Raw genomic sequence first — 23,580 nt, 5'->3', positions numbered from 1 at the left:
GGATTGGCGCGCCGCGCGGGCGGCGCGCGCGGATGCGGTGCTCAGGCCTCGCGCAGCGCGGCGATGATGCGCTCGGCGTGCCCGGCCAGCACGGCCGGGTCCTGCATGTCGCTGCCGTGGCCGCGCAGGGGGCGGTCGGCATAGCGCGGCACGATGTGGAAATGCACGTGCGGCACGGTCTGGCCGGCGGCGGCGCCGTTGAACTGGCCGATCGAGATGCCGTCCGGGCTGAACGCGGCGCGCACGGCGCGCGCGACGCGCTGCGTGGTGCGGATGGCGGCGCCGGCGGCGGCTTCGGACAGGTCGAAGATCTCGGCGGCGGCTTCCTTGGTTACCACCAGGGTGTGGCCGTCGGACTGCGGCATGATGTCCATGAAGGCGATGGTGTCGTCGTCTTCGTAGACCTTGTTGCACGGCAGCTCGCCGCGCAGGATGCGGGCGAAGACGTTGTTGGGATCGTAAGAAGCGTTGCTCATGTCTGGTCTCGTTGCTGTTGGGCGGGCCGCGGTGCGCTGCGGCGCACCACGGCGCTCGACGGCATGCCGTGGCGGGCCGTGGCAGGCGCAGCCTTGAAGTTTAACGCAGCGCAGCGTCACGCCAAACCCCACGGCTGCCACGCCGCCGTCACATATTACGGCGGTACTGGCCGCCCACCTCGAACAGCGCGTGCGTGACCTGCCCCAGCGAGCAGGTGCGCACCGCGTCCATCAGCACGGCGAACACGTTGCCGTCGTCGATCACGGCCTGGCGCAGGCGCGCCAGCGCGGCGGGCGCGGCGCCGGCGTGGCGCGCGTGGAAGTCCGCCAGGCGGGCAAGCTGGCTCTGCTTTTCCGCGTCGCTGGAGCGCGCCAGTTCCAGCGCCTGCGGCGTGGGGTCGCCATCCGGGTTGCGGAAAGTGTTCACGCCGATGATGGGCAGCGTGCCGTCGTGCTTGCGCTGCTCGTAGTACAGCGACTCTTCCTGGATCTTGCCGCGCTGGTAGCCGGTCTCCATCGCGCCGAGCACGCCGCCGCGCTCGGCGATGCGCTCGAACTCCTGCATCACCGCCTCTTCCACCAGGTCGGTCAGCTCCTCGACCAGGAAGCTGCCCTGGTTGGGATTCTCGCACCGGGCCACGCCCCATTCGCGGTTGATGATGAGCTGGATGGCCAGCGCGCGCCGCACCGATTCGCCGGTGGGCGTGGTGATGGCTTCGTCGTAGGCGTTGGTGTGCAGGGAGTTGCAGTTGTCGTAGATGGCGATCAGCGCCTGCAGCGTGGTGCGGATGTCGTTGAAGTCGATCTCCTGCGCGTGCAGCGAGCGGCCCGAGGTCTGGATGTGGTACTTGAGCTTCTGGCTGCGCTCGTTGGCGCCGTACTTGTCGCGCAGGGCCACCGCCCAGATGCGGCGCGCCACGCGGCCCAGCACGCTGTATTCGGGGTCCATGCCGTTGGAGAAGAAGAACGACAGGTTGGGCGCGAAATCGTCGATGTGCATGCCGCGCGCGAGATACGCCTCCACGTAGGTGAAGCCGTTGGAGAGCGTGAAGGCGAGCTGCGAGATCGGGTTGGCGCCGGCCTCGGCGATGTGGTAGCCCGAGATCGACACCGAGTAGAAATTGCGCACCTGGTGGTGCACGAAGTATTCCTGGATGTCGCCCATCACCTTGAGCGAGAACTCGGTGGAAAAGATGCAGGTGTTCTGGCCCTGGTCTTCCTTGAGGATGTCGGCCTGCACCGTGCCGCGCACGTTCTGCAGCACCCACGCGCGGATCTTGGCTTCCTCGCCGGCGCTGGGCTCGCGGCCGTTGTCGGCGCGGAACTTGTCCACTTGCTGGTCGATGGCGGTGTTCATGAACATCGCCAGGATGGTCGGCGCGGGGCCGTTGATGGTCATCGACACCGAGGTCGACGGGCTGGTCAGGTCGAAGCCGTCGTAGAGCGCCTTCATGTCGTCCAGCGTGGCGATGGACACGCCCGAGTTGCCGACCTTGCCGTAGATGTCCGGGCGCGTGTGCGGGTCCTCGCCGTACAGCGTGACCGAGTCGAACGCGGTGGACAGGCGCTTGGCGTCCATGCCCTCGGACACCAGCTTGAAGCGGCGGTTGGTGCGGAACGCATCGCCCTCGCCGGCGAACATGCGCGTGGGGTCCTCGTTCTCGCGCTTGAAGGCGAACACGCCGGCGGTGTACGGGAAGCTGCCGGGCACGTTCTCGCGCATCAGCCAGCGCAGCACCTCGCCGTCGTCCTCAAAGCGCGGCAGCACCACCTTGCGGATGGTGGTGCCGGACAGGGTCTTGCCGGTGAGCGCGGTGCGGAGTTCCTTGTCGCGGATCTTCACCACGTATTCGTCGCCGCCGTAGGCGCGCCGCATCTCGGGCCACATCGCCAGCAGCTTGCGCTCGTGCGCGCCGAGCGCGGCGTCGCGCTCGCCGGCCAGCGCCTGCAGGGCGTCGCCGCCATCCTGCCCGTGCGCGGCCAGCAGCATGCGGCGCGCCTCGCGCAGTTGCTGACGCTCGCGCGCCAGCCGGCTCTGCGCCGCCACGCGGCGGTGGTAGGCGCGCACGGTGTCGGCGATCTCCGCCAGGTAGCGGCTGCGCGCCGGCGGCACGATCACGTTGTGGCCGGTGGAGATGCGCCCGGCCAGCCGCGGCAGCGTGCCTTCGGCCACGCGCATGCCGCGCGCGTGCAGCGCATCGCGCAGGCCCTGGTACAGCATGGTGACGCCGTCGTCGTTGAAGCGCGAGGCCTGCGTGCCGTAGACCGGCATGTCCTCGGGCTTGCCGTGCCACTGCTCGCGGTTGCGCTGCACCTGCCGGGCCACGTCGCGCCAGGCATCCTGCGCGCCCTTGCGGTCGAACTTGTTGATGGCGACGAAATCGGCGAAGTCCAGCATGTCGATCTTCTCGAGCTGGCTGGCCGCGCCGAACTCGGGCGTCATCACGTACAGCGACAGGTCCGCGTGCGGCACGATGGCCGCGTCGCCCTGGCCGATGCCCGAGGTCTCCACCACGATCAGGTCGAAGCCGCCCGCCTTGCATGCGGCCAGCACGTCCGGCAGCGCCTGCGAGATCTCCGAGCCGGCATCGCGCGTGGCCAGCGAGCGCATGAAGATGTTCGGATGATCGATCGCGTTCATGCGGATGCGGTCGCCCAGCAGCGCGCCGCCCGACTTGCGGCGCGACGGATCGATGGAGATCACCGCGATCGACAGCGCCTCGCGCTGGTCGAGCCGGAAGCGGCGGATCAGCTCGTCGGTCAGCGACGACTTGCCGGCGCCGCCGGTGCCCGTGATGCCCAGCACGGGCGTCTTCATGCCCGCCGCTTCAGCGCGCAGCGCCTCGGCCAGCCCCGGCGCGGCCTTGCCGTTCTCCAGCGCCGTGATCAGCTGCGCCAGCGCGCGGCGGTCGCCGCCCCTGACCGCGTCGAGCGTGGCGGGCGCGTAGCGCGCGAGGTCGATGTCGCAGCGCCGCACCATGTCCGCGATCATGCCGGCCAGACCCATGCGCTGGCCGTCCTCCGGGCTGAAGATGCGCGCCACACCGTAGGCCTGCAACTCACGGATCTCCTCCGGCACGATCACGCCGCCACCGCCGCCGAACACCTGGATGCGCTCGCCGCCGCGCTCGCGCAGCAGGTCGACCATGTACCTGAAATACTCGACGTGGCCGCCCTGGTAGCTGGAAATCGCGATGCCCTGCACGTCCTCCTGCAGCGCCGCGCCGACCACCTCCTGCACCGAGCGGTTGTGCCCGAGATGGATCACCTCGCAGCCCGAGGACTGGAGGATGCGCCGCATGATGTTGATCGAAGCGTCGTGGCCGTCGAACAGCGAGGCCGCGGTGACGAAGCGCACCTTGTTGACGGGACCCTTCGGTCCCTGCGCCGGATGGGCGGCGCCCGGTTGCGCGCCCGGTTGCGCGCCCTTTTGCACGTCGGAAAGATCGGTCATTGTCTCCACCTAAGACGTGAAATCCTCGCGGGCAAGGATTTACGGGTAGTTTTCTCTCCCTTTTCTGTTCTGGCTACCCGCGTGGTTTTCCCGTTGGGAAAGCAGCCGGGTGCGATGGGATGAGATGCATCGAGGGTACTGCTATCTGCTCTTGACGGGAAGGTGCTCCGCCGCGGCTTGCCGGAGGGCGGCACCGGATATATAAATTCTTATATAATCCAGTGCCATGAAATCCCTTCGCTTCGTGGGCTCGGCCCTGGACGATTTGCGCAATTTCCCTGCCGAGGCCAGGCGCCATGCCGGCTTCGCGCTGGATGCGATCCAGCGCGGCATGATGCCGCCCGACTTCAAGCCGATGGTGACGGTCGGCCCCGGAGCCTATGAGGTGCGCATTCACGTGGAGGGCGAGTGGCGCGTCATCTACGTGGCGAAGTTTGCGGATGCGGTCTATGTGCTGCACGCCTTTCCCAAGCGCACGCAGAAGACCACCAAGGCCGATATCGAGCTCGCTGCCCGCCGCTACAGACAGATTGAAGAGTGACCTCATGAAAGACATCATCACCGAATCGGGCGGCAACGTGTTTGCCGACCTCGGCTTCTCCGACGAGGAAGCCACCCTGCTCAAGCTGCGGGCCGATCTCATGGCCTCGCTGCGTCAGGTCATCGACGCCCGCGGATGGACCCAGGCCCAGGCGGCGGACGCGCTGGGCATCAGCCAGCCGCGCGTCTCCGATCTGGTGCGCGGCAAGTGGGACAAGTTCAGCCTCGACATGCTGGTGTCGCTGGTGGTGCGCTCGGGGCTGCATCCGCGCCTGGAAATCGAGGCGGCATAACCGGGACCGGACCCGGAGCCGGCCATGCCGGCACCGCGCATGACGCGGCGTTTCGCGCCGGTCATTCCAAACGCAAAAAGGGCGCCGAAGCGCCCTTTTGCAAATCAACAATCCTGACGGCACCTGGCGCCCGGCGGCGCTCAGAACCCCTCGAGCACGATCTTGCCGCGCGCGCGGCCGCTTTCCAGCAAGGCATGCGCGCGGCGCAGGTTGGCCGCGTCGATGGTGCCGTAGTGCTCGCCGAAGGTGGTCTTGAGCGTGCCGTCGTCGATCAGCCTGGCCACGCGGTCGAGGATCTCGTGCTGGCGGATCATGTCCGGGGTCTCGAACATGGAGCGGGCGAACATGAATTCCCAGTGCAGCGAGGCCGACTTGCGCTTGAGCGGCATGGCGTCCAGCGTGGCGGGGTCGTCGATCAGCGCGAACTGGCCTTGCGGGGCCAGCGCTTCGACCAGCGCGGCGTAGTGCGCGTCGGTATGGGTCAGGCTGGCGATGTGCTCGACCTGCCTGACGCCGATGCGGGCCAGCTCGGCCGCCAGCGGCTGGCTGTGGTCGATGACGTGATGGGCGCCGAGGTCCTGCACCCATTGCCGGGTTTCGGCGCGCGAGGCGGTGCCGATGATGGTCAGTCCGGTGAGCTTGCGCGCGAGTTGCACCAGGATCGAACCCACGCCGCCGGCCGCGCCGACCACCAGCAGGTGCTGGCCCGCGCCGCCGCCTTCGGCGATGTGGAGGCGGTCGAACAGCAGTTCCCAGGCGGTGAGCGCGGTCAGCGGCAGCGCGGCAGCGTGGGCATCGCTCAGCGTGGCGGGCTTGTGGCCGGCGATGCGCTCGTCGACGAGGCTGTATTCGGCGTTGGTGCCGGGGCGGCCCAGCGTGCCGGCGTAGTAGACCGCGTCGCCGGGCTGGAACAGCGTGACCTCGGCGCCCACGGCCGTCACCGTGCCGGCGGCGTCCCAGCCCAGCACGCGCGGGGCTTCGGTCGGGAAGTTGGCGCGCACCTTGGTGTCCACCGGGTTGACCGAGACGGCGCGGATCGCCACCAGCAGGTCGCGCGGGCCGGGCGTGGGCACGGGCAGTTCGATGTCGACCAGCGAGGCCGGGTCGGTGATGGGCAGGTCGTTGCGGGTATAGGCGATGGCTTTCATGGCGGACAGGTTCCTGGACATGGGAATCGGGCGAACAAGGCAGGCGGTAAGCGACGGTGAGCGGCGATAAGCGACAACCGATGCATGCCGCGATGTTCGCCTATCCGGCTTCCGCGAAAAATGCTCTAATCGAGCAAACACTTTCGCTGATCCGAAGAAAATGCTCAGGCTCGACGATCTCCAGGTATTTGTCCGGACCGCCGAGTCGGGCAGCTTTTCCGCGGCGGCCCGGCTGCTGGACATCACGCCGGCGCTGGCCAGCAGCGCCATGAAGCGGCTGGAGCAGGAGCTGGGCCTGCGCCTGTTCGTGCGCTCCACGCGCAGCCTGCGCTTGTCGGAAGAAGGCGAGCGCTACCTGCCGCACGCGCAGGCGGCGCTGGCGGCCATCGACGGCGGGCGCCAGGCGCTGGCGCAGGCCAGCGCCGAGATTGCCGGGCCGATCCGGCTGTCGGCGCCGTCGGACCTGGGGCGCAACGTGCTGCTGCCCTGGCTGGACGCGTTCCAGCAGGCGCATCCGAAAGTCTCGCTGTACCTGCGCATCAGCGACCAGGCCGCGGACTTCTTCCGCCAGCCGCTCGACATCGGCGTGCGCTACGGCACGCTGGCCGATTCCAGCCTGGTGGCGCTGCCGCTGGCGCCGGCCAACCGCCGCACGCTGTGCGCCTCGCCCGCCTACCTGAAGCGCCACGGCGCGCCGGCCTCGCCGGCGGACCTGCGCAAGCACAACTGCCTGCGCTACGTGATGGGCGACCAGACCCACGAGCGCTGGACCTTCCACCTGCCGCGCGGCGTGGAAACCGTGACCGTGAAAGGCGACCGCGTCAGCGACGATGCCGACGTGGTGCGGCGCTGGGCCGTGGCCGGCCACGGGCTGGTGTACAAGTCGCGCATCGATGTCTCGCCGGACCTGTACGCCGGCCGCCTGGTCGAACTGTTCCCGCCCGAGCACGGCGAGCCGACACCGCTGCAACTGGTCAGCGCGCACCGCACGCTGCTCACGCCGGCGGTGCAGCGGCTGCACGAGTTCCTGCGCACGCGCTGCGCCGACATTCTTTACCGACGGAAATAACCGGGCCGCGCGCGCCTCACAGCCCCGGCTCCGGACACTGCGTGGCGCCGGCGCGCCGCTGGCCCAGGCGCCGGCCCAGCGCGCGCCCGAGGATGGCCAGCCAGCGCCACGACAGCGGCACCGGGGTTTCGGCCAGCGTGAAGCGGGCGCCCTCGCTCTCGCCGGACAGCCAGACCCTGGCGCCGGCCGGCAGCGCGCAGCAGGCGCCGGGCAGCAGCCAGATGTCGGCGTGATGGCCTTCGATCGTCAGCCACAGGCGTCCTTCGACCGCCTTGACGGTCTGCCCTTCGCGGGCGCGCCAGCCCACCGGCCGGCCGGGTTCATCCAGTTCGAAGATCCGTAGTTCACGCATGTTGCCGCTCCTGTCTCTGCATTGCGGTGTGCGCCATGCCCTGCCGCGCCAACTGGCGGGGGCACCTCCTCCGCATGCCTTCCATTATTCACGGCGGCAACTACAATCCCATGAACAGTTGTGAACAGTTTTCCATGCACTGTTCAGTAGTTTTTCCTGACACTTGCCTTTTCCGGCACACGTTCTTCCCCGACACGCGCCCTCATGAAGCTCACTCTCGTTCCCGCCACCGGCGTGCCCATCACCGACCAGATCGTCAACGAGGTCAAGAGCTGGATCAGCTCGAGCGAGGTGCGCCCCGGCGCGCGCCTGCCGTCGATCCGCCAGCTCGCCGCCGAGCACGGCATCAGCCGCTTCCCGGTGATCGAAGCCTATGACCGGCTGGTGTCGCAGGGCCTGCTCGATTCGCGCCACGGCTCGGGCTTCTTCGTGGCGGACAGCCCGCTGCTGGCGCGCGGCGCCAACGGCTGGTCCAACCCGAGCCTGGCCGAGGATCTCTCCGACCACATCCTGGAGCAGTTCAACCACCCGAGCGCCACGCTCAAGCTGGCGGGCGGCTTCGTGCCGGAGCAGTGGCGCGACCTCGAAGGCCTGACCCAGGCCATCCGCCAGGTCTCGCGCACGGAAGTGGCCAGCGTGATCCACTACGCCACGCCGATGGGCCTGCCGGAGCTGCGCCAGCACGTGCTCACGCGCGTGCGGCAGCTCGGCATCACCGCCGAGCTGCCGCAGGTGCTGATCACCAGCGGCGCCAGCCAGGCGCTGGACCTGGTGGTGCGCCGCCTGCTCAAGCCCGGCGACACGGTGTTCGTGGAAGACCCCGGCTACTACAACCTGTTCGGCCTGCTGCGCCTGCACGGCGTACGCCTGGTGGGCGTGCCGCACACCGCCAACGGCCCCGACCCCGACGCCGCCGAGGCGCTGCTGCGCGAGCACAAGCCCAAGCTGTTCTTCACCAACAGCGTGCTGCAGAACCCCACCGGCTCCACGCTGGCGCCGCCGGTGGCGTTCCGGCTGCTGGAGCTGGCGCGCAAGCACGGCTTCCGCTTCGTCGAGGACGACATCTTCTCCGACTTCCAGACCCACTTCACCGACCGCCTCGCCACGCTGGACCAGCTCGAGCACGTGATCTACATCGGCGGCTTCTCCAAGACGGTGTCGGCCTCGCTGCGCATCGGCTACCTGGTGGCCGACAAGGCGCTGGTCAAGGACCTGGTGGACGTGAAGGTGCTGACCAGCGTGGCCGGCTCGCACTTCGCGGAGGCCGTGACCGCGGCGCTGCTCGAGCGCGGCGCCTACCGCAAGTACATGGAGCGGCTGCGCCTGCGCGTGCGCCAGGCCACCGCAGGCGCGGTGCGGCGCCTGCACGGCGCGGGCTGGGAGGTCTATTGCGAACCGGCCGGCGGCAACTTCCTGTGGGCGCGCACGCGCGGCGTGGCGGACTCGCGCGAGCTGGTGACGCTGGCCGAGCAGCACGGCGTGACGCTGGCGCCGGGCAACTACTTCCGCCCCGGCGGCGAGACCTCGGCCTGGATCCGCATCAACTCGGCGTTCGTGGAGGAGCCGCGCGCGCTGGCTTTCCTGGAAGAGGCCGGCGCGCGCCGAGGATAAGCGGGAGAGAAGGCAGGCCCGCTCCGGGTTTACTTCGCATGCAAAGTAGATATACTTTGCATGCGAACTTTATTTCAGGAGACGGCATTGATCCCGGAACTCGACACCGACCTCGCCGGCGGCGTGCTCACGCTGACCATCTCGCGCACCGACAAGAAGAACGCGCTGACCAACGCCATGTACGGCGCGCTGGCGGACGCCATCGAAGGCGCGCAGGATGACCCCGGCATCCGCGTCGTCGTCATCCGGGGCGCCGGCGACACCTTCAGCGCCGGCAACGACGTCAGCGAATTCGCCGCCCAGGCCGCCGGCAACGGCCCGGCCGAGCGGCACGTGACGCGCTTCCTGCACAGCCTCGCCACCGCCAGGCTGCCGCTGGTGGCCGCCGTGCAGGGCAAGGCGGTCGGCGTGGGCACCACCATGCTGCTGCATTGCGACTACGTGCTGCTGGCCGACGATGCCCAGCTCATCACGCCGTTCATCAACCTCGCGCTGGTGCCGGAAGCCGCCTCCAGCCTGCTGATGCCGCTGCGCGTGGGGCACGCGCGCGCGTTCGAGATGTTCGCGCTCGGCGAGCCGGTGGCGGCCGCGCAGGCGCTGGCCTGGGGCCTCGCCAACCGCGTCGTGCCGGCGCGCCAGCTGCATGCGGAAGCCAAGGCGATGGCCGCGCGCATCGCCGCCAAGCCGGCCGGCTCGCTGCTGGCGATGAAGGGACTGATGCGCGACGGGCAGGCGCTGGTCGCGCAGATGGAGGCGGAAAGCGCCTGCTTCGAAGCGCGCCTGAAGAGCGCCGAAGCCCGGGAAGCCTTCAGCGCGTTCGCGCAGCGCCGCCCGGCCGACTTCTCGAAGGTGGCGCGCGCGTAGGCGCCTGCCTTCGGTCATTCAGTCGCCCGGTCGCCCGGTCGCTCAATCGCCCGGCCGCTCAGTCGTCGACGGCGGGAAACTTCTCCTGCAGGCTCTGCAGCCAGCGCGCGACGATGGCCATCTCCGCCTCGCTGAAGCCTTCGGTCAGCCGGGCGTTGAGCTGCGCCAGCCCCGCCTTGGCGCGGGCCCGCGCGGCGCGGCCCGCCGGCGTCAGCCAGATGCGCGAGGCGCGCCCGTCGTCCGCGTCGGCGCGCCGCTCCACCAGGCCCGCCAGGGCCATGCGGTCCACCAGGCCACTCATGCCGGGGGCGCCCATGTCGAGCGCGGCGGCCGCCTCGCTCATCAGCGCGCCGTTGTGCTTGCCCAGGAAGTACAGCAGGCCCGCCTGCGCCGCGGTCACGCCGCCGGCCGCGGCGCGCGCCTGCGTCCAGCGCTGCAGGCGGCGCTGGCCCACGTTCAGCAGGTAGACCAGGCGGCGCTCCGAATCGTCCTTTACCGTCAACTTGTCGTCCTCGATCGTCGTCCTCGAATCGGTGGCTGCCCTTGCTCGTGAAAGGCCCGCGAAGAGATTCGCGTGCGAACCTTATCATGCCGGGCGGCGTTCGGGCACGCCGGCAGGACACTTCGACCTGCCGTGCCCGGATGAGAAAAGAGACGGCGCGGGAGCGACGCGGCGCCAGCCGCAAAAGAAAAATGCCCTTGCACCATCCGGTGAAGGGCATTCGCAGCACCAGGGCCAGGGGCGGACATCGCCGCCCGCCCCCGCCGGCAGTGTTATTTCGCCACCGGCATCGTGAACTCCGCGCCCTTGCCGATGCTGTCCGGCCAGCGCTGCATGATGCTCTTGTAGCGCGTGTAGAAGCGCACGCCTTCCTCGCCGTAGGCGTGGTGGTCGCCGAACAGCGAGCGCTTCCAGCCGCCGAACGAGTGCCACGCCATCGGCACCGGGATCGGCACGTTGATGCCGACCATGCCGACCTGGATCTGGCGCGAGAACGCGCGCGCCACGCCGCCGTCGCTGGTGTAGCAGGACACGCCGTTGCCGAACTCGTGCGCGTTGATCAGCGCCACCGCGTGGGCGAGGTCGTTCACGCGCACCACCGACAGCACCGGGCCGAAGATCTCTTCCTTGTAGATGGTCATGTCCGGCGTGACGTGGTCGAACAGCGTGCCGCCCACGTAGAAGCCGCCTTCGTGGCCGTCGACCTTGTGGCCGCGGCCGTCGGTCACGAGCGTGGCGCCCTCTTCCACGCCGCGGGCGATGTAGCCCTCGACCTTGGCCTTGTGCGCGGCCGTGACCAGCGGGCCCATCTCGGCGTCGGCTTCCATGCCGTTGCGGATCTTCAGCGTTCTGGCGCGCTCGGCCAGGCGCGGCACCAGCTTGTCGGCCACGTCGCCGACCGCCACCGCCACCGAGATCGCCATGCAGCGCTCGCCGGCCGAGCCGTAGGCGGCGCCGATCAGCGCGTCCACGGCCTGGTCGAGATCGGCGTCGGGCATCACCACGAGGTGGTTCTTGGCGCCGCCCAGGGCCTGCACGCGCTTGCCGTGCCTGGTGCCTTCGGTATAGATGTACTCGGCGATCGGCGTGGAGCCGACGAACGACAGCGCCTGCACGTCCTTGTGCGCGAGCAGCGCGTCGACGGCTTCCTTGCCGCCCTGCACGACGTTGAACACGCCGTCGGGCAGGCCGGCCTGCTTGAGCAGGTCGGCGATCAGCAGCGAGGGCGACGGATCGCGCTCGCTCGGCTTGAGCACGAAGGTGTTGCCGCACGCCAGCGCCACCGGGAACATCCACATCGGCACCATCACCGGGAAGTTGAACGGCGTGATGCCGGCCACCACGCCGAGCGGCTGGCGCAGGTTCCAGTTGTCGATGCCGCCGCCGATGTTGTCGGTGAAGTCGGTCTTGAGCAGGTTGGGGATGCCGCAGGCGAACTCCACCACCTCGACGCCGCGCGTGACTTCGCCCTTGGCGTCGGAGAACACCTTGCCGTGCTCGCGCGTGATCAGCGCGGCGAGGTCGTCGTGGTGGCGGTCGAGCAGTTCCTTGAACTTGAACAGGATGCGCGCGCGCTTGAGCGGCGCGGTCTCGGACCAGGCCGGGAACGCCGCGTGCGCGGCGGCCACGGCGGCGTCAACGTCCCGCGCGCCGCCCAGCGCCACGCGGGCGGCCACGGCGCCGGTGGCCGGGTTGAAGACATCGGCGAAGCGGTCCGAGGAGGCGGCGCGCACGGTGCCGCCGATGTAGTGCCCGATGTCGGCGATCTGCCGGTTTTCTGCGATGTTCACGTCGGTGTCCCCTGTCTGGTCGCCGCGGTTACTGCAATTCCTGCAGGACCTTCTTCACGGTGTCGAACATGTGGCCGATCTGCTCTTCGGTGATGATCAGCGGCGGCGAGAAGGCCAGGATGTCGCCGGTGTAGCGCACCAGCACGCCGCGCTCCAGGCACTTGAGGAAGGCCTCGTAGCCGCGCGCGCCGGGCTGGCCCGCGCGCGGCTCCAGCTCGATGCCGGCCACCAGACCGAAGTTGCGGATGTCCTTCACGTGCGGCGCGCCGCGCACCGCATGCGCGGCGGTCTCGAACGCGGGCGCCAGCGCGGCGGCGCGGCCGAACAGGTCCTCGTTCTTGTAGATGTCCAGCGTGGCGATGGCCGCGGCGGCGGCCAGCGGGTGGCCCGAATACGTGTAGCCGTGCAGGAACTCGATCGCGCCCGGCGCGGCGGAGTTGATCACGGCGTCGTGCACTTCGCGGCGCACCGCCACCGCGCCCATCGGCACGGCCGCGTTGTTGATGGCCTTGGCCATCGTGATCAGGTCCGGCGTGACCTTGAAGCGCTCGGCCGCGGTGGCCGCGCCCAGGCGGCCGAAGGCGGTGATGACCTCGTCGAAGATCAGCAGGATGCCATGCTTGCTGGTGATCTCGCGCAGCTTTTCCAGGTAGCCCACCGGCGGCACCAGCACGCCGGCCGAGCCGGACAGCGGCTCGACGATCACGGCGGCCACGTTGGACGGGTCGTGCAGCGCCAGGATGCGCTCGAGATCCTCGGCCAGGTGCGCGCCCCATTGCGGCTGGCCCTTGGAGTAGGCCGCCTCGGCGATGTTGAGCGTGGCCGGCAGGTGATCCGCGCCGGGCATCAGGTTGCCGGAGAAGACCTTGCGGTTGCCGCCGATGCCGCCCACCGCCATGCCGCCGAAGCCCACGCCGTGGTAGCCGCGCTCGCGGCCGATGAAGCGCGTGCGCTGGCCTTCGCCGCGCGCGCGGTGGTAGGCCAACGCGATCTTCAGCGCGGTGTCGACCGATTCCGAGCCCGAGTTGGTGAAGAAGATGCGGTCCAGGCCCGCGGGCATGATGCCGGCGAGCTTGGTGGCGGCTTCGAACGTGAGCGGGTGGCTCATCTGGAACGGCGGCGCGTAGTCCAGCGTCTGGATCTGGCGCGCCACGGCTTCGGTGATCTCGGTGCGGCAGTGGCCGGCGGCCACGCACCACAGGCCGGCGCAGCCGTCGAGCACCTGGCGGCCGTCATGGGTGGTGTAGTACATGCCGCTGGCCGAGGCCAGCAGGCGCGGCGCCGCCTTGTACTGGCGGTTGGCGGTAAACGGCATCCACAGGGCGTCGAGATCGGGGATCACGGTCTTGGCGGCATCCATACGTCCTCCTCAGGGGGTTCGGCTAGGGGCGCGGCGTGCGGGCCGCGCCCGGGTTGTTCGGTCGGTTGTCCGGGGGCACTGCTGGTGAATGCGGCCACTGTAGCGGTACGGCCTGTCTTGAAGAATATACGGTCGGCAAAACCTCGCCTGACCGTACAGGTTCTAGTGCAACAACCGTACAGATCACAGCATGGCGCCGATGCCGGCCAGCCCGGCCGATGGCGACGCGATTGCGCATTGCGTCATGGAAATCCGCGCCCGCGCGGACATTGCGCGGCAGTGCGGCATCGAGGTGCCGCGAGACCGTGCTTCCCGTTGGCCGGGCGGTGCGCTTAAACTGTACAGGTTCATTTCCATCGCGCGTGACGCATGCTCAACCTGGAACTCGTGCGCGGCCGCCGCAGCGGCGACACCCTGACCGAACAGATCGTGGCCGGCATCGCCAGCCTGGTCGACCGCCGCGTGCTGCGCGCCGGCGTGGCGCTGCCTTCGGTGCGGCGCTTCGCCCAGCAGCACAGCATCAGCACCTTCACCGTGGCCGAGGCCTACGGCCGCCTGACCGCGCTGGGCTACCTGAGCGCGCGCGTGGGCTCGGGCTACACGGTGGCGCACCGCCACGCGCCCGCCGGGCAGGTGCCGGCGGCGCGCTGGGAAGCGCCCGGGCTCAACGCCGCCTGGCTGCTGTCGGACGTGTTCGCCGACCACTCGGTGCCGATCAAGGCCGGCGCGGGCTGGCTGCCCGGCGACTGGCTCAACGAGGAAGGGCTGCATCAGGCCATGCGCGCGGCCGCGCGCGTGCCGGCCGCGCAGGTGTCGGGCTACGGCCATCCCTACGGCTTCGCCGCGCTGCGCGAGCATATCGCCACCGGCCTGAGCCAGTACGGCATGCCGGTGCAGGCCCAGCAGGTGGTGCTCACGCAGGGCGCCACCCAGGCGCTGGACCTGGTGGTACGCACGCTGCTGCGCCCCGGCGACACGGTGCTGGTGGAGGATCCCTGCTACTGCAACCTGCTGCAGATCCTGCGCCTGGCCGGGCTGCGGGTGGTGGGCGTGCGCCGCACCGCGGCCGGGCTGGACACCGACGCGCTCGACCACGCCATCCGCACCCACGCGCCGCGCGCGCTGTTCGTCAACACGGTGCTGCAGAACCCGACCGGCGGCACGCTCACCAGCATGAACGCGCACCGCGTGCTGCAGCTGGCCGAGCAATACCGGCTGCTGGTGGTGGAAGACGACATCTACCGCGAGCTGGCGCCGGCCGGCTCGCCGATGCTGGCGGCAATGGACGGGCTGTCGCACGTGATCTACGTGAACGGCTTCTCCAAGACCATCGCGCCCTCGCTGCGGGTGGGCTACCTCGCGGCCAGCCCGGAACTGGCCAAGGCGCTGGCGCGCACCAAGATGGCGGTGGGGCTGACCTCGTCGGAAGTGACCGAGCGGCTGGTGTACTCGGTGCTGGCCAGCGGCCACTACGGCCGCCACGTGGCGGCGCTGGCCGAGCGGCTGCGCGGCCAGCAGGACCGCATCACGGAGAAGATGGAGGCGCACGGGCTGGAAGTGCTGCTGCGCCCGGAAGGCGGGATGTTCGCCTGGGCGCGCGTGCGGCCGGAGGACAGCGGGAAGAACGGGGCAAGCGGAGAAAGAGAAGGAAGCGACGGCGAGGCCGCGCGCTCCGGCAACCGGCTGGCCACGCTGGCGCTGGAGCACGGCATCTGGCTCGCGCCGGGATCGTATTTCGTGCCGGACGAGGGCGATTCGCCGTGGATCCGCTTCAACGTGGCCACCAGCGACGCGCCGGCGCTGTGGCGCTTCTTCGATTCGCTGCGCGGCGGGCAGGACCGCGCCGCGCCGGCGGAAAGCCCGGCGCGCGGCGCGCGTGGCGCGCGCCCGGGGCTGGCGCGGCTGGCCTGATGGGCGCCGGGCGTCAGACCCGGCGGCTCGCCTCAGAAGCGATAACGCACGTAGCCAGTGTAGAAGCCGCTGCCCGGATTGGGCTGCTTGATGCCGGCGTTGGAGACGTGCTGGTAGCGGAAGCCGGCCTCATAGGCGGTCTTCGGGCCGAAGGCCACGCCCAGGCCCAGCATGTCCGAGAACTGGAACAGGCTGCCCGAACGGTGCTCTTCCGAGGTGTACTTGCTGCTCAGCATGCGCACGCCGACCGCGGCTTCGAGGAACGGCACCCAGGCACCGCCGCGCTTTTCCAGGCGCCACACCGGCGTGAAGCCGAATTCGGTCAGGTTGTGGTGGTTGGTGCCGCTCAGGGTATTCCACTCGGCGACTTCGGCTTCCCACTGCAGCTTGAACTGCCAGCCCTGCGGGTTGCCCCAGGCAAAGCCGGAATCCCAGTTGACGCCGACTTCGTACTTGTTGATGTTGTGGCCGGGATCGCGGCCGACGGCCACGTGGACCGCGGGATCGGCGTGCGCGGCAGCGCAGGCGCCCAGAGCGGCGACGGCGCCGAGCGCCTTGAATTGCGATGCGAACCGGCGGGCAAGGCCGGCCTTCTTCTTCTGATTGGTCATGTGCAAGGTGGTGGTGAAACCGCGAGAATGGCAAGTCCTGGCGAAAACCTTGCCACCTCCGCGCGGCAAGGCCGACCACCCGTACTCAGGACCAGAGGCGCTCCATCACCCAGCCCGCGGTCACGGCGATCGCAAGCCAGGTGCCGATGCATCCGGCAATAAAACGGTAAGTCATGGTCAAGTTCCGCAACAGACGCCTGGACTCCCAGGCGAACAATCGCGAAATTATACATCCATTCATGAATGTATGTTGAGCCGGTCGACCACTTCGGCCAGGACGTGTCGTACTGGTGGGCGATTATGCACCTCCGGGCCCCATCGTGCTCGGCATGACTGCGGGTTGTTGCCGCGCTGCGTCATCCGCGCCCGGTGGCTCCGCCGCCGCGCATCACGGCGGCGAACTCGGCCGGCGGCAGCGGCCGGCCGAGCAGGAAACCCTGCGCCGCGTCGCAGCCCTCGTCGGCCAGCAGGCGCTGCTGGGCCTCGTTCTCCACGCCCTCGGCGAGGCTGCGCAGGCCCAGCGAGCGCGCCAGCGCGATCACCCCGCGCATCACCGCCAGCGCCTCGGGCGCGCGGCCCAGCGCGGCGACGAACGATTTGTCGACCTTGAGCGTGTCGACCGGCAGGCGCGTCAGGTAAGCCAGGCTGGAGTAGCCCGAGCCGAAGTCGTCCAGCGAGGCGCTGATGCCGGCCCGCTTGAGCTCGCCCAGCGCCGCGGCGGCGTTGTCGAGGTCGGTCATCAGCGCGTTCTCGGTGACTTCCACGTCGAGCAGCGCGCACGGCACCCGGTGCTCGCTCGCCAGCCCGGTCAGGACCCCGGCCAGCCCCGGCATCACCAGTTGCCGGGCCGACAGGTTGAGCGAGATCTTGGGCACCGGCAGGCCCTCGCGGCGCCAGCCGGCGATCTGGCCGCACACGGCGCGCATCACCCACATGCCGACCGCGGCCTCGAGCGGCGACTCGAGCACCACGTCGAGGAAGGCGCCCGGCAGCAGCAGCCCGTGCACCGGGTGCTGCCAGCGCAGCAGCGCCTCGGCGCCCACCAGGCGCGCGTCCGGCAGCGACCATTGCGGCTGGAAGTGCAGCACGAGCTGGTCGTCGGCCAGTGCCGCCAGCAGGTCGGCGCGCAGCTGCAGGCGCTGGCGCATGCCGTGCGCGAGATCGCGGTGGAAGGTGCGGAACTGGAAGCGGCCCGCGCCCTTGGCGGCGTACATGGCGGCGTCGGCGTGGTTGAGCAGCGTGTCGGCGCCGCTGCCGGCCTCGGGCCATTGCGCGATGCCCACGCTGGCGCCCAGCAGCACCGTGTGGCCCTCGACCTGGAACGGATGCGAGACGCCGGCCAGGATGGTGCCGGCGAAGCGCTCGGCCTGGCCGGCATGGGCGCAGCGCAGCACGAAGACGAACTCGTCGCCGCCCACGCGCGCGACGAAGGCGTCGGGACCGAGCAGCGCCAGGAAGCGCTCGGCCACTTCGCGCAGCAGGGCGTCGCCGGCGGCGTGGCCGAACGCATCGTTCACTTCCTTGAAGCGGTCCAGGTCGACGAACAGCACGGCCACGCCGTCGCGCGCGCCGTCGCTGCCGTCATTGCTGCCGTCATCGCTGCCGTCGCCGCCATCGTCGCTGCCGCCCGCCGCCGCGGCGCGCGCCGCGGCCGCCTCGGCCACCGCGTCAGCCAGCACCTGCGTGCAGCGGCGGCGGTTGGGCAGGCCGGTCAGGTAATCGTGGCCGGCGTGGTATTCGAGCTGCGCGGACTGCTCGCGCTCGCTGCTGACGTCGCGGAACAGGATGGCCAGCCCGCCGGCGTGCGGGAACACGCGCGCCTCCAGCCAGCAGGCCAGCGGCGCATGGAACGCGGTGCTGGTGCGGGGCTCGCCGCTGGCGGCGGCCTCGACGCCGGCCTGGTAGCTGGGCGAGCCGTCCAGCTCGGGGCAGCAGTCGCGGATGGCGCGGCCCAGCAGTTCGGCGCGGCTGCGCCTGAACAGGCGCTCGGCGGGCCGGTTGACGTAGGTGAAGCGCCAGTCGCGGTCGAACGCGACGACGGCATCGGCGATGCTGTCGAGCAGCAGGTCCGGCTGCCCGGCGGCGGCGGCCACGCCCGCCACCGCGCTCGCGCCTGCGGGCGCGGCGAACGTGGCGGGAGGTGACGGGATCGGTGCGCGCGGCGGGGTGTCGTCCATAGGGGAGAGAAGTGCCGGGCTGCCGCGCGTCCCGGACCGGGACACGACGGCAAATGGCAGGCATGGCGCGCATTTTATCCCCGAACACCGCGCTTTGTGCCCTCATTGCGCGATAAAGCGCGGGCCGTGGCGCGCATGCACGCGCGGGCTACCCCCCGTCATCCCCACTCGCGCCGGGCGGCGCAATGCGTCTGCGTGCAGCGCGATGTGTCTCGATGCGGCTCAGTGTGGCTCAGTGCGCGGCCAGCAGGAACGGCAACGTCTCTTCCAGCAGCAGCTCGGGCGCTTCCTCGGCGATGTAGTGGCCGCACGGCAGGCTCTTGCCGCGCACGTCGCGCGCCACCTTGCGCCACTCGTCCAGCGGCGCGAAGCAGCGGCCCACCGCGCCCTGCTCGCCCCACAGCGCGAGCATCCCGCACTCGACCTTGCGCCCGGCGGCGAGATCGGCGCGGTCGTGCTCGAGGTCGATCGAAGCGCTCGCGCGATAGTCCTCGCACAGGCCGTGCGCGGCGCCGGGCAGCCTGAGGCAGCGCAGGTATTCGGCCATCGCCGCGTCCGTGAACGGCGCCAGGCCGGCGCTGCGCGCGCCCATCGTGCTGCGCAGGTAGAGCGCCGGGTCGGCCTCGATCAGCGTCTCGGGGAACGGCACCGGGCGGATCAGGAAGAACCAGTGCCAGTACGCGGTGGCGAACTGCAGGCTGGTCTGCTCGTACATCGCCAGCGTGGGCGCGATGTCCAGCGTCACCAGCCGCCGCACCGCGCCGGGATGGTCGAGCGCCATGCGGTGCGCCACGCGCGCGCCGCGGTCGTGCGCCATCACCAGGAAGCGCTCGAAGCCGAGCGCGTGCATGAGCGCGACCTGGTCCTGCGCCATGACGCGCTTGCTGTAGTTGGCGTGGTCCGGCAGGCCGGCGGGCTTGCCGCTGTCGCCGTAGCCGCGCAGGTCGGTGGCGACCACGGTGAAGTGGCGCGCCAGCGCGGCGGCCACCTTGTGCCAGATCACGTGGGTCTGCGGATGGCCGTGCAGCAGCAGCAGGGCCGGGCCCTGCCCGCCCACCACGGCGTGGATCTCGACGTCGCCGCAGGGCACGCGGCGCGGGGTGAAGCCTTCGAACACGATCGGTCCTCCTGAATGCGGCCGCGCCTAGGCGGACAGCCGCGCCATCGTCCGGGCCGCGACATCCCGCAGCCACGGCTGTGCATTGTGATGGCGCCGCGCGAATTCCGCTATGCGCGCCTGCTGCGCCAGCGTAGCGCCGATCATGTCCAGGCCCTGGCGGAACATCAGGCGGTGGCGCTCGGCCAGCGCGAAGCCGAAGCACAGCGCGCCGGCGCGCACGGTCATGGCGGCCAGGTCGATCTCGATGCGCGCGGGCGCGGGCGCCGACACCGCGGCCATCAGCGCGTCCACCTCGGCCTGCGGCAGCATCACCAGCAGCAGGCGGTTGTTGATGGCGTTGGAGTAGAAGATCTCGCCGAAGCTCGGCGCGATCACCGCGCGGATGCCGAACTGCTGCAGCCCCCACACCGCGTGCTCGCGGCTGGAGCCGCAGCCGAAGTTGGGCCCGGCCACCAGCACGCCGGCGCCCTGGTACTGCGGCTGGTTGAGCACGAAGTCCGGGCGCGGCGCGCCGTCGGCGTCGAAGCGCATGTCGTACAGCAGCCCGCGGTCCAGCCCGGCCTTGTCGATGATGCGCAGAAACTGCTTGGGCATGATCTGGTCGGTGTCGAGGTTGCCCACCGGCAGCGGCGCGCCGGTGGCGGCGATCAGGTCGTGTCCGGCCTGGCTTGCGCCGTGTCCGGTCTGGCTTTCGGTGCGGATTTCGCTACGGTTGTCAGGCATCGGTCTGCTCCAGGCGGCGCACGTCGGTGATGCAGCCGGTCAGGGCCGCGGCGGCGGCCATCGCGGGACTCATCAGGTGGGTGCGCCCGGCGCGCCCCTGGCGTCCCTCGAAATTGCGGTTGGTGGTGGAGGCGCAGCGCTCGCCGGGCGCCAGCACGTCGTCGTTCATGGCCAAGCACATCGAGCAGCCCGGCTTGCGCCACTCGAAGCCGGCGTCGCGCAGCACCTGCGCGATGCCCTCTTCCTCGGCCTGGGCGCGCACCGCGCCCGAGCCCGGCACCACCATCGCGCGCACGCCCTCGGCCACGCGGCGTCCGCGCACGATGCCGGCCACCGCGCGCAGGTCTTCGATGCGGCCGTTGGTGCACGAGCCGATGAACACGCGCTGCACCGGCAGCCCTTCGAGCGTGGCGCCGGCCTCCAGGCCGATGTAGTCGAGCGCGCGCGCCGCGGCGCTGCGCGCCACGTCGTCGGCGGCGTCCGCGGGCAGCGGCACGCGCGCGTCGATGGCGATGGCCTGATCGGGGCTGGTGCCCCAGCTGACGTAGGGCGCGACGTGGCTGGCGTCGAACGCGAGCTCGCTGTCGAAGCGCGCATCGGCGTCGGAATGCAGCTCGCGCCAGCAGGCCAGCGCGCGCGCGCGCAGCTCGCCGGCGATATCCGGCGCGCGCGCCAGCACGTAATCGACGGTGCGCGCGTCGGGGGCGATCAGCGCGCCGCGCGCGCCGGCTTCCACCGTCATGTTGCACAGGGTCATGCGCGCCTCCACGGACAGCGCGCCGATGGCGCTGCCGCAGAACTCCACCACGTAGCCGCGCGCGCCCTGCGCGCCGATGCGGCTGATGACGTGCAGGATCAGGTCCTTGGCGGTGGCGCCGCGCGGCAGCGTGCCGTCCACGCGGATGCGCATGTCCCGCGCCACGCGGTACACCAGCGTCTGCGTGGCCAGCACGTGCTCGACCTCCGAGGTGCCGATGCCGAAGCCGAGCGCGCCCAGCGCGCCGTAGGTGGTGGTATGGCTGTCGCCGCACAGCACCACCATGCCCGGGCGGATCATGCCGTGCTCGGGCGCGATCACGTGTTCGATGCCCTGCAGCGCGTCGTCGGTGTCGAACAGCGCGATGCCGTGCCGCTCGCAGTTGCGCTTGAGGTTGCGCGCCTGCAAGGCGGAGGCCGGGTCCTGGATGCGGCGCGGACTTTCCGCGTGGGTGGGGATGATGTGGTCCACCACCGCCACCTGCTGGCCCGGCGCGGGCACCGCGCGCCCGTGCTCGGCCAGCCCGGCGAACGCCTGCGGGCTGGTGTATTCGTTCATCAGGTGCAGATCCGCGTAGAGCAGCACGTGGTCGGCGTCGAGCGCCGCCACGGTGTGCGAATCCACCAGCTTGCGGTAAAAGGTACGGCCTGGCATGAGACTTGTGCTTGTGGGTGCTTGTTTGTGGGTAGCCGGCCGGCGGCGGTGGCCGCCGCGCGGCACGGCTATTCCGGCGTGATGCCGGCCTGCTTGATCTGCGCGGCCCAGCGCAGGGTTTCCTTGTGCAGCATGGCGTCGGCCTGGGCCGGGCTCATGGTGAGCGGCTCGAAGCCTTCCTTGAGCAGGCGCGCCTTCATCTCCGGCGTGGACAGCGCCTGGTTCAGCGTGCGGTTGAGCGTGGCGATGACGTCCTTGGGCGTGCCGGCCGGCGCGCTGACGATGAACCAGGTCTCGAACGTGTAGTTGGGCAGGCCCGCCTCGGCGACGGTCGGCACGCCCGGCATCAGCGGCGAGCGCTTGGGCCCGGTCACCGCCAGCGCGCGCAGCTTGCCGGCCTGCACCTGCTGCTGCGCGGCCGACAGCACCGGGAAGCTGATCTGCACCTGTCCGGCGATGGTGTCGAGCATGGCCGGGCCGCCGCCCTTGTAGGGCACGTGCAGGATGTTGGCGCCGGACTCGGACTTGAACAGCTCCGCCGCCATGTGGAGGGTGCTGCCGGTGCCGGCCGAGCCGAAGCTCAGCTTGCCGGGCTCGCTCTTGGCCAGCGCGATCAGCTGCTTCACGTCCTTGGCCGGCAGGCTGTTGGTGACCACCAGCACATGCTGCGAGGTGCCCATCGTGCCGACCGACATCAGGTCGCGCTCGGTGTCGAACGGCAGCCTGGCGAACAGCGAAGGATTGACCGCCAGCGCCACGTTGTTGATGGCCAGCGTGTAGCCGTCCGGCCTGGCCTTGGCGGCCTGGTCCATGCCGATGTTGCCGGAGGCGCCGGCGCGGTTGTCCGCCACCACCGGCTGGCCGAGCTGGCGGCCCCACGCTTCGGTGATCAGGCGCGCGGCGATGTCCACGCTGCCGCCCGGCGCGAACGGCACGATCAGGCGGATCGGGCGCGCCGGGAAGGTCTCGGCGGCGCCGGCGGGCGCCAGCGCGGCGCACAGGGCGAGCGCGCCAAGCGCGGCAGCCGGGGCCCGGCGCACGCGGCGGGCCAGGGTGGTCAACGCGCGGGTCGCGGTAAAGCGGGGCATGGTGGGTCTCCTTGGTCCGGCGGCTTGGAAACGGGACCGCTTCCGCCGCGCTGTTTTATGGAGATGCCAGTGTAACCATTGAACGCGCCGCTATAATTTCATCCACAGACTTTCATTCGGTCCTTCAGTTCACCAATTCCCGTTTGGATACCTTCTCCGACCTCGCCTTCTTCGTCACCCTGGTCAAGCGCGGCAGCCTGGCCGGCGCGGCGCAGCAGTTCGGCATCACGCCGTCGGCCGCCAGCAAGCGGCTGGCCGCGCTGGAGGCGCGCCTGGGCGTGCGCCTGCTCCACCGCACCACGCGGCGCCTGAGCGTGACGCAGGAGGGCGAGGCCTACCTGGAACAGGGCGCGCGCATCCTGGCCGAGCTGGAGGAGCTGGAGCAGGGCCTGGGCGGCAGCCGCGTGGCGCCGCGCGGGCTGCTGCGCGTCAATGCCACGCTCGGCTTCGGCCGGCGCCACGTGGCGCCGGCGGTGGGCGCCTTCCTGCTGGCCTGCCCGGAAGTGGAGGTGCAGCTCGAGCTGACCGACCGGCCGCTCAACCTGGCCGAGGCCGGCTTCGACGTGGGCATCCGCGTGGGCGGCCTGCCCGACGCCCGCCTGACCGCGCGCCCGCTCGCCCACAACCGCCGCCTGCTGTGCGCCGCGCCGCGCTACCTGGCCAGCCACGGCGAGCCGGCCTCGCCGCGCGAGCTGCAGCGGCACCGCTGCATCGTGCTGCGCGAGAGCGACGCCACCTACGGCACCTGGCACCTGCGCTCGGCCAGCCGCCAGGAGACCGTCAAGGTGCGCGGCCCGGCCAGCACCAACGACGGCGAGGTCGCGCTCGGCTGGGCCCTGCAGGGCCACGGCATCCTGATGCGCTCGGAATGGGAAGTGGCGCCGATGCTGCGCTCGGGCCGGCTGCGCCAGGTGCTGGCGGAGTGGTCGACGCCGCCGGCGGACGTGTCCGCCGTGTTCCTCACGCGCGACCATCTCACCGCCAAGGTGCGCGCCTTCGTCGACTACCTGGCGCGGCATTTCGCCGCACACCGCGCGCCGGACGCGCCTTACAGCGGCTGGTAGCGGCTGGCAGCGGCGG

The 23,580-nt window shown here is 70.5% G+C and carries 20 protein-coding genes; 7 read left to right on the top strand and 13 right to left on the bottom strand.

Going from position 1 to position 23,580, the window contains the following annotated elements; all coding sequences use genetic code 11:
- Nucleotides 1–41 precede the first annotated feature (41 nt).
- Both AC3WXD_RS32870 and icmF read right to left on the bottom strand, forming a co-directional pair.
- Nucleotides 42–476, bottom strand: a complete 435-nt coding sequence (locus AC3WXD_RS32870; protein ID WP_454730807.1) for an HIT family protein — start codon at nucleotides 474–476, stop codon at nucleotides 42–44.
- Between the two features lie 148 nt (nucleotides 477–624).
- Nucleotides 625–3,930 (bottom strand): fused isobutyryl-CoA mutase/GTPase IcmF, encoded by a 3,306-nt coding sequence (icmF, locus tag AC3WXD_RS32865; protein ID WP_492325508.1) that lies wholly within the window; start codon nucleotides 3,928–3,930, stop codon nucleotides 625–627.
- Nucleotides 3,931–4,156: 226 nt separating this feature from the next.
- Between icmF and AC3WXD_RS32860 the strand changes: the two genes are divergently transcribed.
- Nucleotides 4,157–4,471 carry a type II toxin-antitoxin system RelE/ParE family toxin gene (locus AC3WXD_RS32860; RefSeq protein WP_029044013.1) on the top strand — a complete coding sequence of 105 codons (315 nt, stop codon included), beginning with the start codon at nucleotides 4,157–4,159 and terminating at the stop codon, nucleotides 4,469–4,471.
- Nucleotides 4,472–4,475: 4 nt separating this feature from the next.
- Nucleotides 4,476–4,763 (top strand): helix-turn-helix domain-containing protein, encoded by a 288-nt coding sequence (locus AC3WXD_RS32855; RefSeq protein ID WP_059415679.1) that lies wholly within the window; start codon nucleotides 4,476–4,478, stop codon nucleotides 4,761–4,763.
- Nucleotides 4,764–4,903: 140 nt separating this feature from the next.
- Here AC3WXD_RS32855 and AC3WXD_RS32850 read toward each other — a convergent pair whose 3' ends face one another.
- A complete protein-coding gene (locus AC3WXD_RS32850; protein ID WP_059415677.1) occupies nucleotides 4,904–5,911 on the bottom strand; it encodes a zinc-binding alcohol dehydrogenase family protein in 1,008 nt (335 codons plus the stop codon).
- 160 nt (nucleotides 5,912–6,071) lie between these two features.
- On the opposite strand from AC3WXD_RS32850, the gene AC3WXD_RS32845 reads away from it, so the two are divergent.
- Nucleotides 6,072–6,980, top strand: coding sequence for a LysR family transcriptional regulator (locus tag AC3WXD_RS32845; protein WP_059415675.1), 909 nt, complete (start codon nucleotides 6,072–6,074; stop codon nucleotides 6,978–6,980).
- A gap of 16 nt (nucleotides 6,981–6,996) precedes the next feature.
- Here the strand turns inward: AC3WXD_RS32845 and AC3WXD_RS32840 are convergent, their stop codons facing one another.
- Nucleotides 6,997–7,332 carry a DUF2917 domain-containing protein gene (locus tag AC3WXD_RS32840; RefSeq protein WP_020204928.1) on the bottom strand — a complete coding sequence of 112 codons (336 nt, stop codon included), beginning with the start codon at nucleotides 7,330–7,332 and terminating at the stop codon, nucleotides 6,997–6,999.
- A gap of 204 nt (nucleotides 7,333–7,536) precedes the next feature.
- Here AC3WXD_RS32840 and AC3WXD_RS32835 point away from each other — a divergent pair, with 204 nt between their 5' ends.
- Together AC3WXD_RS32835 and AC3WXD_RS32830 are read left to right on the top strand one after the other, a co-directional pair.
- The gene (locus AC3WXD_RS32835; RefSeq protein WP_020204927.1) at nucleotides 7,537–8,943 is read left to right on the top strand and encodes an aminotransferase-like domain-containing protein; all 1,407 of its coding nucleotides are present in this window, start codon (nucleotides 7,537–7,539) and stop codon (nucleotides 8,941–8,943) included.
- Nucleotides 8,944–9,030: 87 nt separating this feature from the next.
- The gene (locus tag AC3WXD_RS32830; RefSeq protein ID WP_492325507.1) at nucleotides 9,031–9,807 is read left to right on the top strand and encodes an enoyl-CoA hydratase; all 777 of its coding nucleotides are present in this window, start codon (nucleotides 9,031–9,033) and stop codon (nucleotides 9,805–9,807) included.
- Between the two features lie 58 nt (nucleotides 9,808–9,865).
- Here AC3WXD_RS32830 and AC3WXD_RS32825 read toward each other — a convergent pair whose 3' ends face one another.
- From AC3WXD_RS32825 to aptA, 3 genes are all read right to left on the bottom strand, one after another.
- Nucleotides 9,866–10,309 carry a MarR family winged helix-turn-helix transcriptional regulator gene (locus tag AC3WXD_RS32825; RefSeq protein WP_059415670.1) on the bottom strand — a complete coding sequence of 148 codons (444 nt, stop codon included), beginning with the start codon at nucleotides 10,307–10,309 and terminating at the stop codon, nucleotides 9,866–9,868.
- Between the two features lie 272 nt (nucleotides 10,310–10,581).
- A complete protein-coding gene (locus AC3WXD_RS32820; protein WP_020204922.1) occupies nucleotides 10,582–12,099 on the bottom strand; it encodes a CoA-acylating methylmalonate-semialdehyde dehydrogenase in 1,518 nt (505 codons plus the stop codon).
- Nucleotides 12,100–12,127: 28 nt separating this feature from the next.
- Entirely contained in the window at nucleotides 12,128–13,459 is a 1,332-nt protein-coding gene (aptA, locus tag AC3WXD_RS32815; protein ID WP_020204921.1) for an omega-aminotransferase AptA, read from the bottom strand.
- Nucleotides 13,460–13,828: 369 nt separating this feature from the next.
- Between aptA and AC3WXD_RS32810 the strand changes: the two genes are divergently transcribed.
- Nucleotides 13,829–15,370: an aminotransferase-like domain-containing protein gene (locus AC3WXD_RS32810; RefSeq protein WP_492325506.1), complete on the top strand. Its 1,542-nt coding sequence runs from the start codon at nucleotides 13,829–13,831 to the stop codon at nucleotides 15,368–15,370.
- A gap of 32 nt (nucleotides 15,371–15,402) precedes the next feature.
- On the opposite strand, the gene AC3WXD_RS32805 is transcribed toward AC3WXD_RS32810, so the two are convergent.
- The 6 genes from AC3WXD_RS32805 to AC3WXD_RS32780 all read right to left on the bottom strand — a co-directional run bounded on the left by AC3WXD_RS32805 (nucleotide 15,403) and on the right by AC3WXD_RS32780 (nucleotide 22,500).
- The gene (locus tag AC3WXD_RS32805) at nucleotides 15,403–15,981 is read right to left on the bottom strand and encodes an acyloxyacyl hydrolase (protein ID WP_020204919.1); all 579 of its coding nucleotides are present in this window, start codon (nucleotides 15,979–15,981) and stop codon (nucleotides 15,403–15,405) included.
- A gap of 356 nt (nucleotides 15,982–16,337) precedes the next feature.
- A complete protein-coding gene (locus AC3WXD_RS32800; RefSeq protein ID WP_492325505.1) occupies nucleotides 16,338–18,158 on the bottom strand; it encodes a putative bifunctional diguanylate cyclase/phosphodiesterase in 1,821 nt (606 codons plus the stop codon).
- A gap of 232 nt (nucleotides 18,159–18,390) precedes the next feature.
- Nucleotides 18,391–19,275, bottom strand: a complete 885-nt coding sequence (locus AC3WXD_RS32795) for an alpha/beta fold hydrolase (protein WP_492325504.1) — start codon at nucleotides 19,273–19,275, stop codon at nucleotides 18,391–18,393.
- Nucleotides 19,276–19,302: 27 nt separating this feature from the next.
- Nucleotides 19,303–20,001 carry a 3-isopropylmalate dehydratase small subunit gene (leuD, locus tag AC3WXD_RS32790; RefSeq protein ID WP_492325503.1) on the bottom strand — a complete coding sequence of 233 codons (699 nt, stop codon included), beginning with the start codon at nucleotides 19,999–20,001 and terminating at the stop codon, nucleotides 19,303–19,305.
- Nucleotides 19,994–21,412: a 3-isopropylmalate dehydratase large subunit gene (gene leuC, locus AC3WXD_RS32785; RefSeq protein WP_492325502.1), complete on the bottom strand. Its 1,419-nt coding sequence runs from the start codon at nucleotides 21,410–21,412 to the stop codon at nucleotides 19,994–19,996. Before leuC ends, leuD begins: the two co-directional genes overlap by 8 nt.
- 68 nt (nucleotides 21,413–21,480) lie before the next feature.
- Nucleotides 21,481–22,500 (bottom strand): tripartite tricarboxylate transporter substrate binding protein, encoded by a 1,020-nt coding sequence (locus AC3WXD_RS32780; RefSeq protein WP_492325501.1) that lies wholly within the window; start codon nucleotides 22,498–22,500, stop codon nucleotides 21,481–21,483.
- Nucleotides 22,501–22,643: 143 nt separating this feature from the next.
- On the opposite strand from AC3WXD_RS32780, the gene AC3WXD_RS32775 reads away from it, so the two are divergent.
- Nucleotides 22,644–23,564: a LysR family transcriptional regulator gene (locus tag AC3WXD_RS32775; protein ID WP_020204912.1), complete on the top strand. Its 921-nt coding sequence runs from the start codon at nucleotides 22,644–22,646 to the stop codon at nucleotides 23,562–23,564.
- Nucleotides 23,565–23,580: the final 16 nt, after the last annotated feature.

Source organism: Cupriavidus sp. FW216-B1 (genome assembly GCF_058789195.1).
This window is presented reverse-complemented; position numbering and strand designations above follow the sequence as displayed.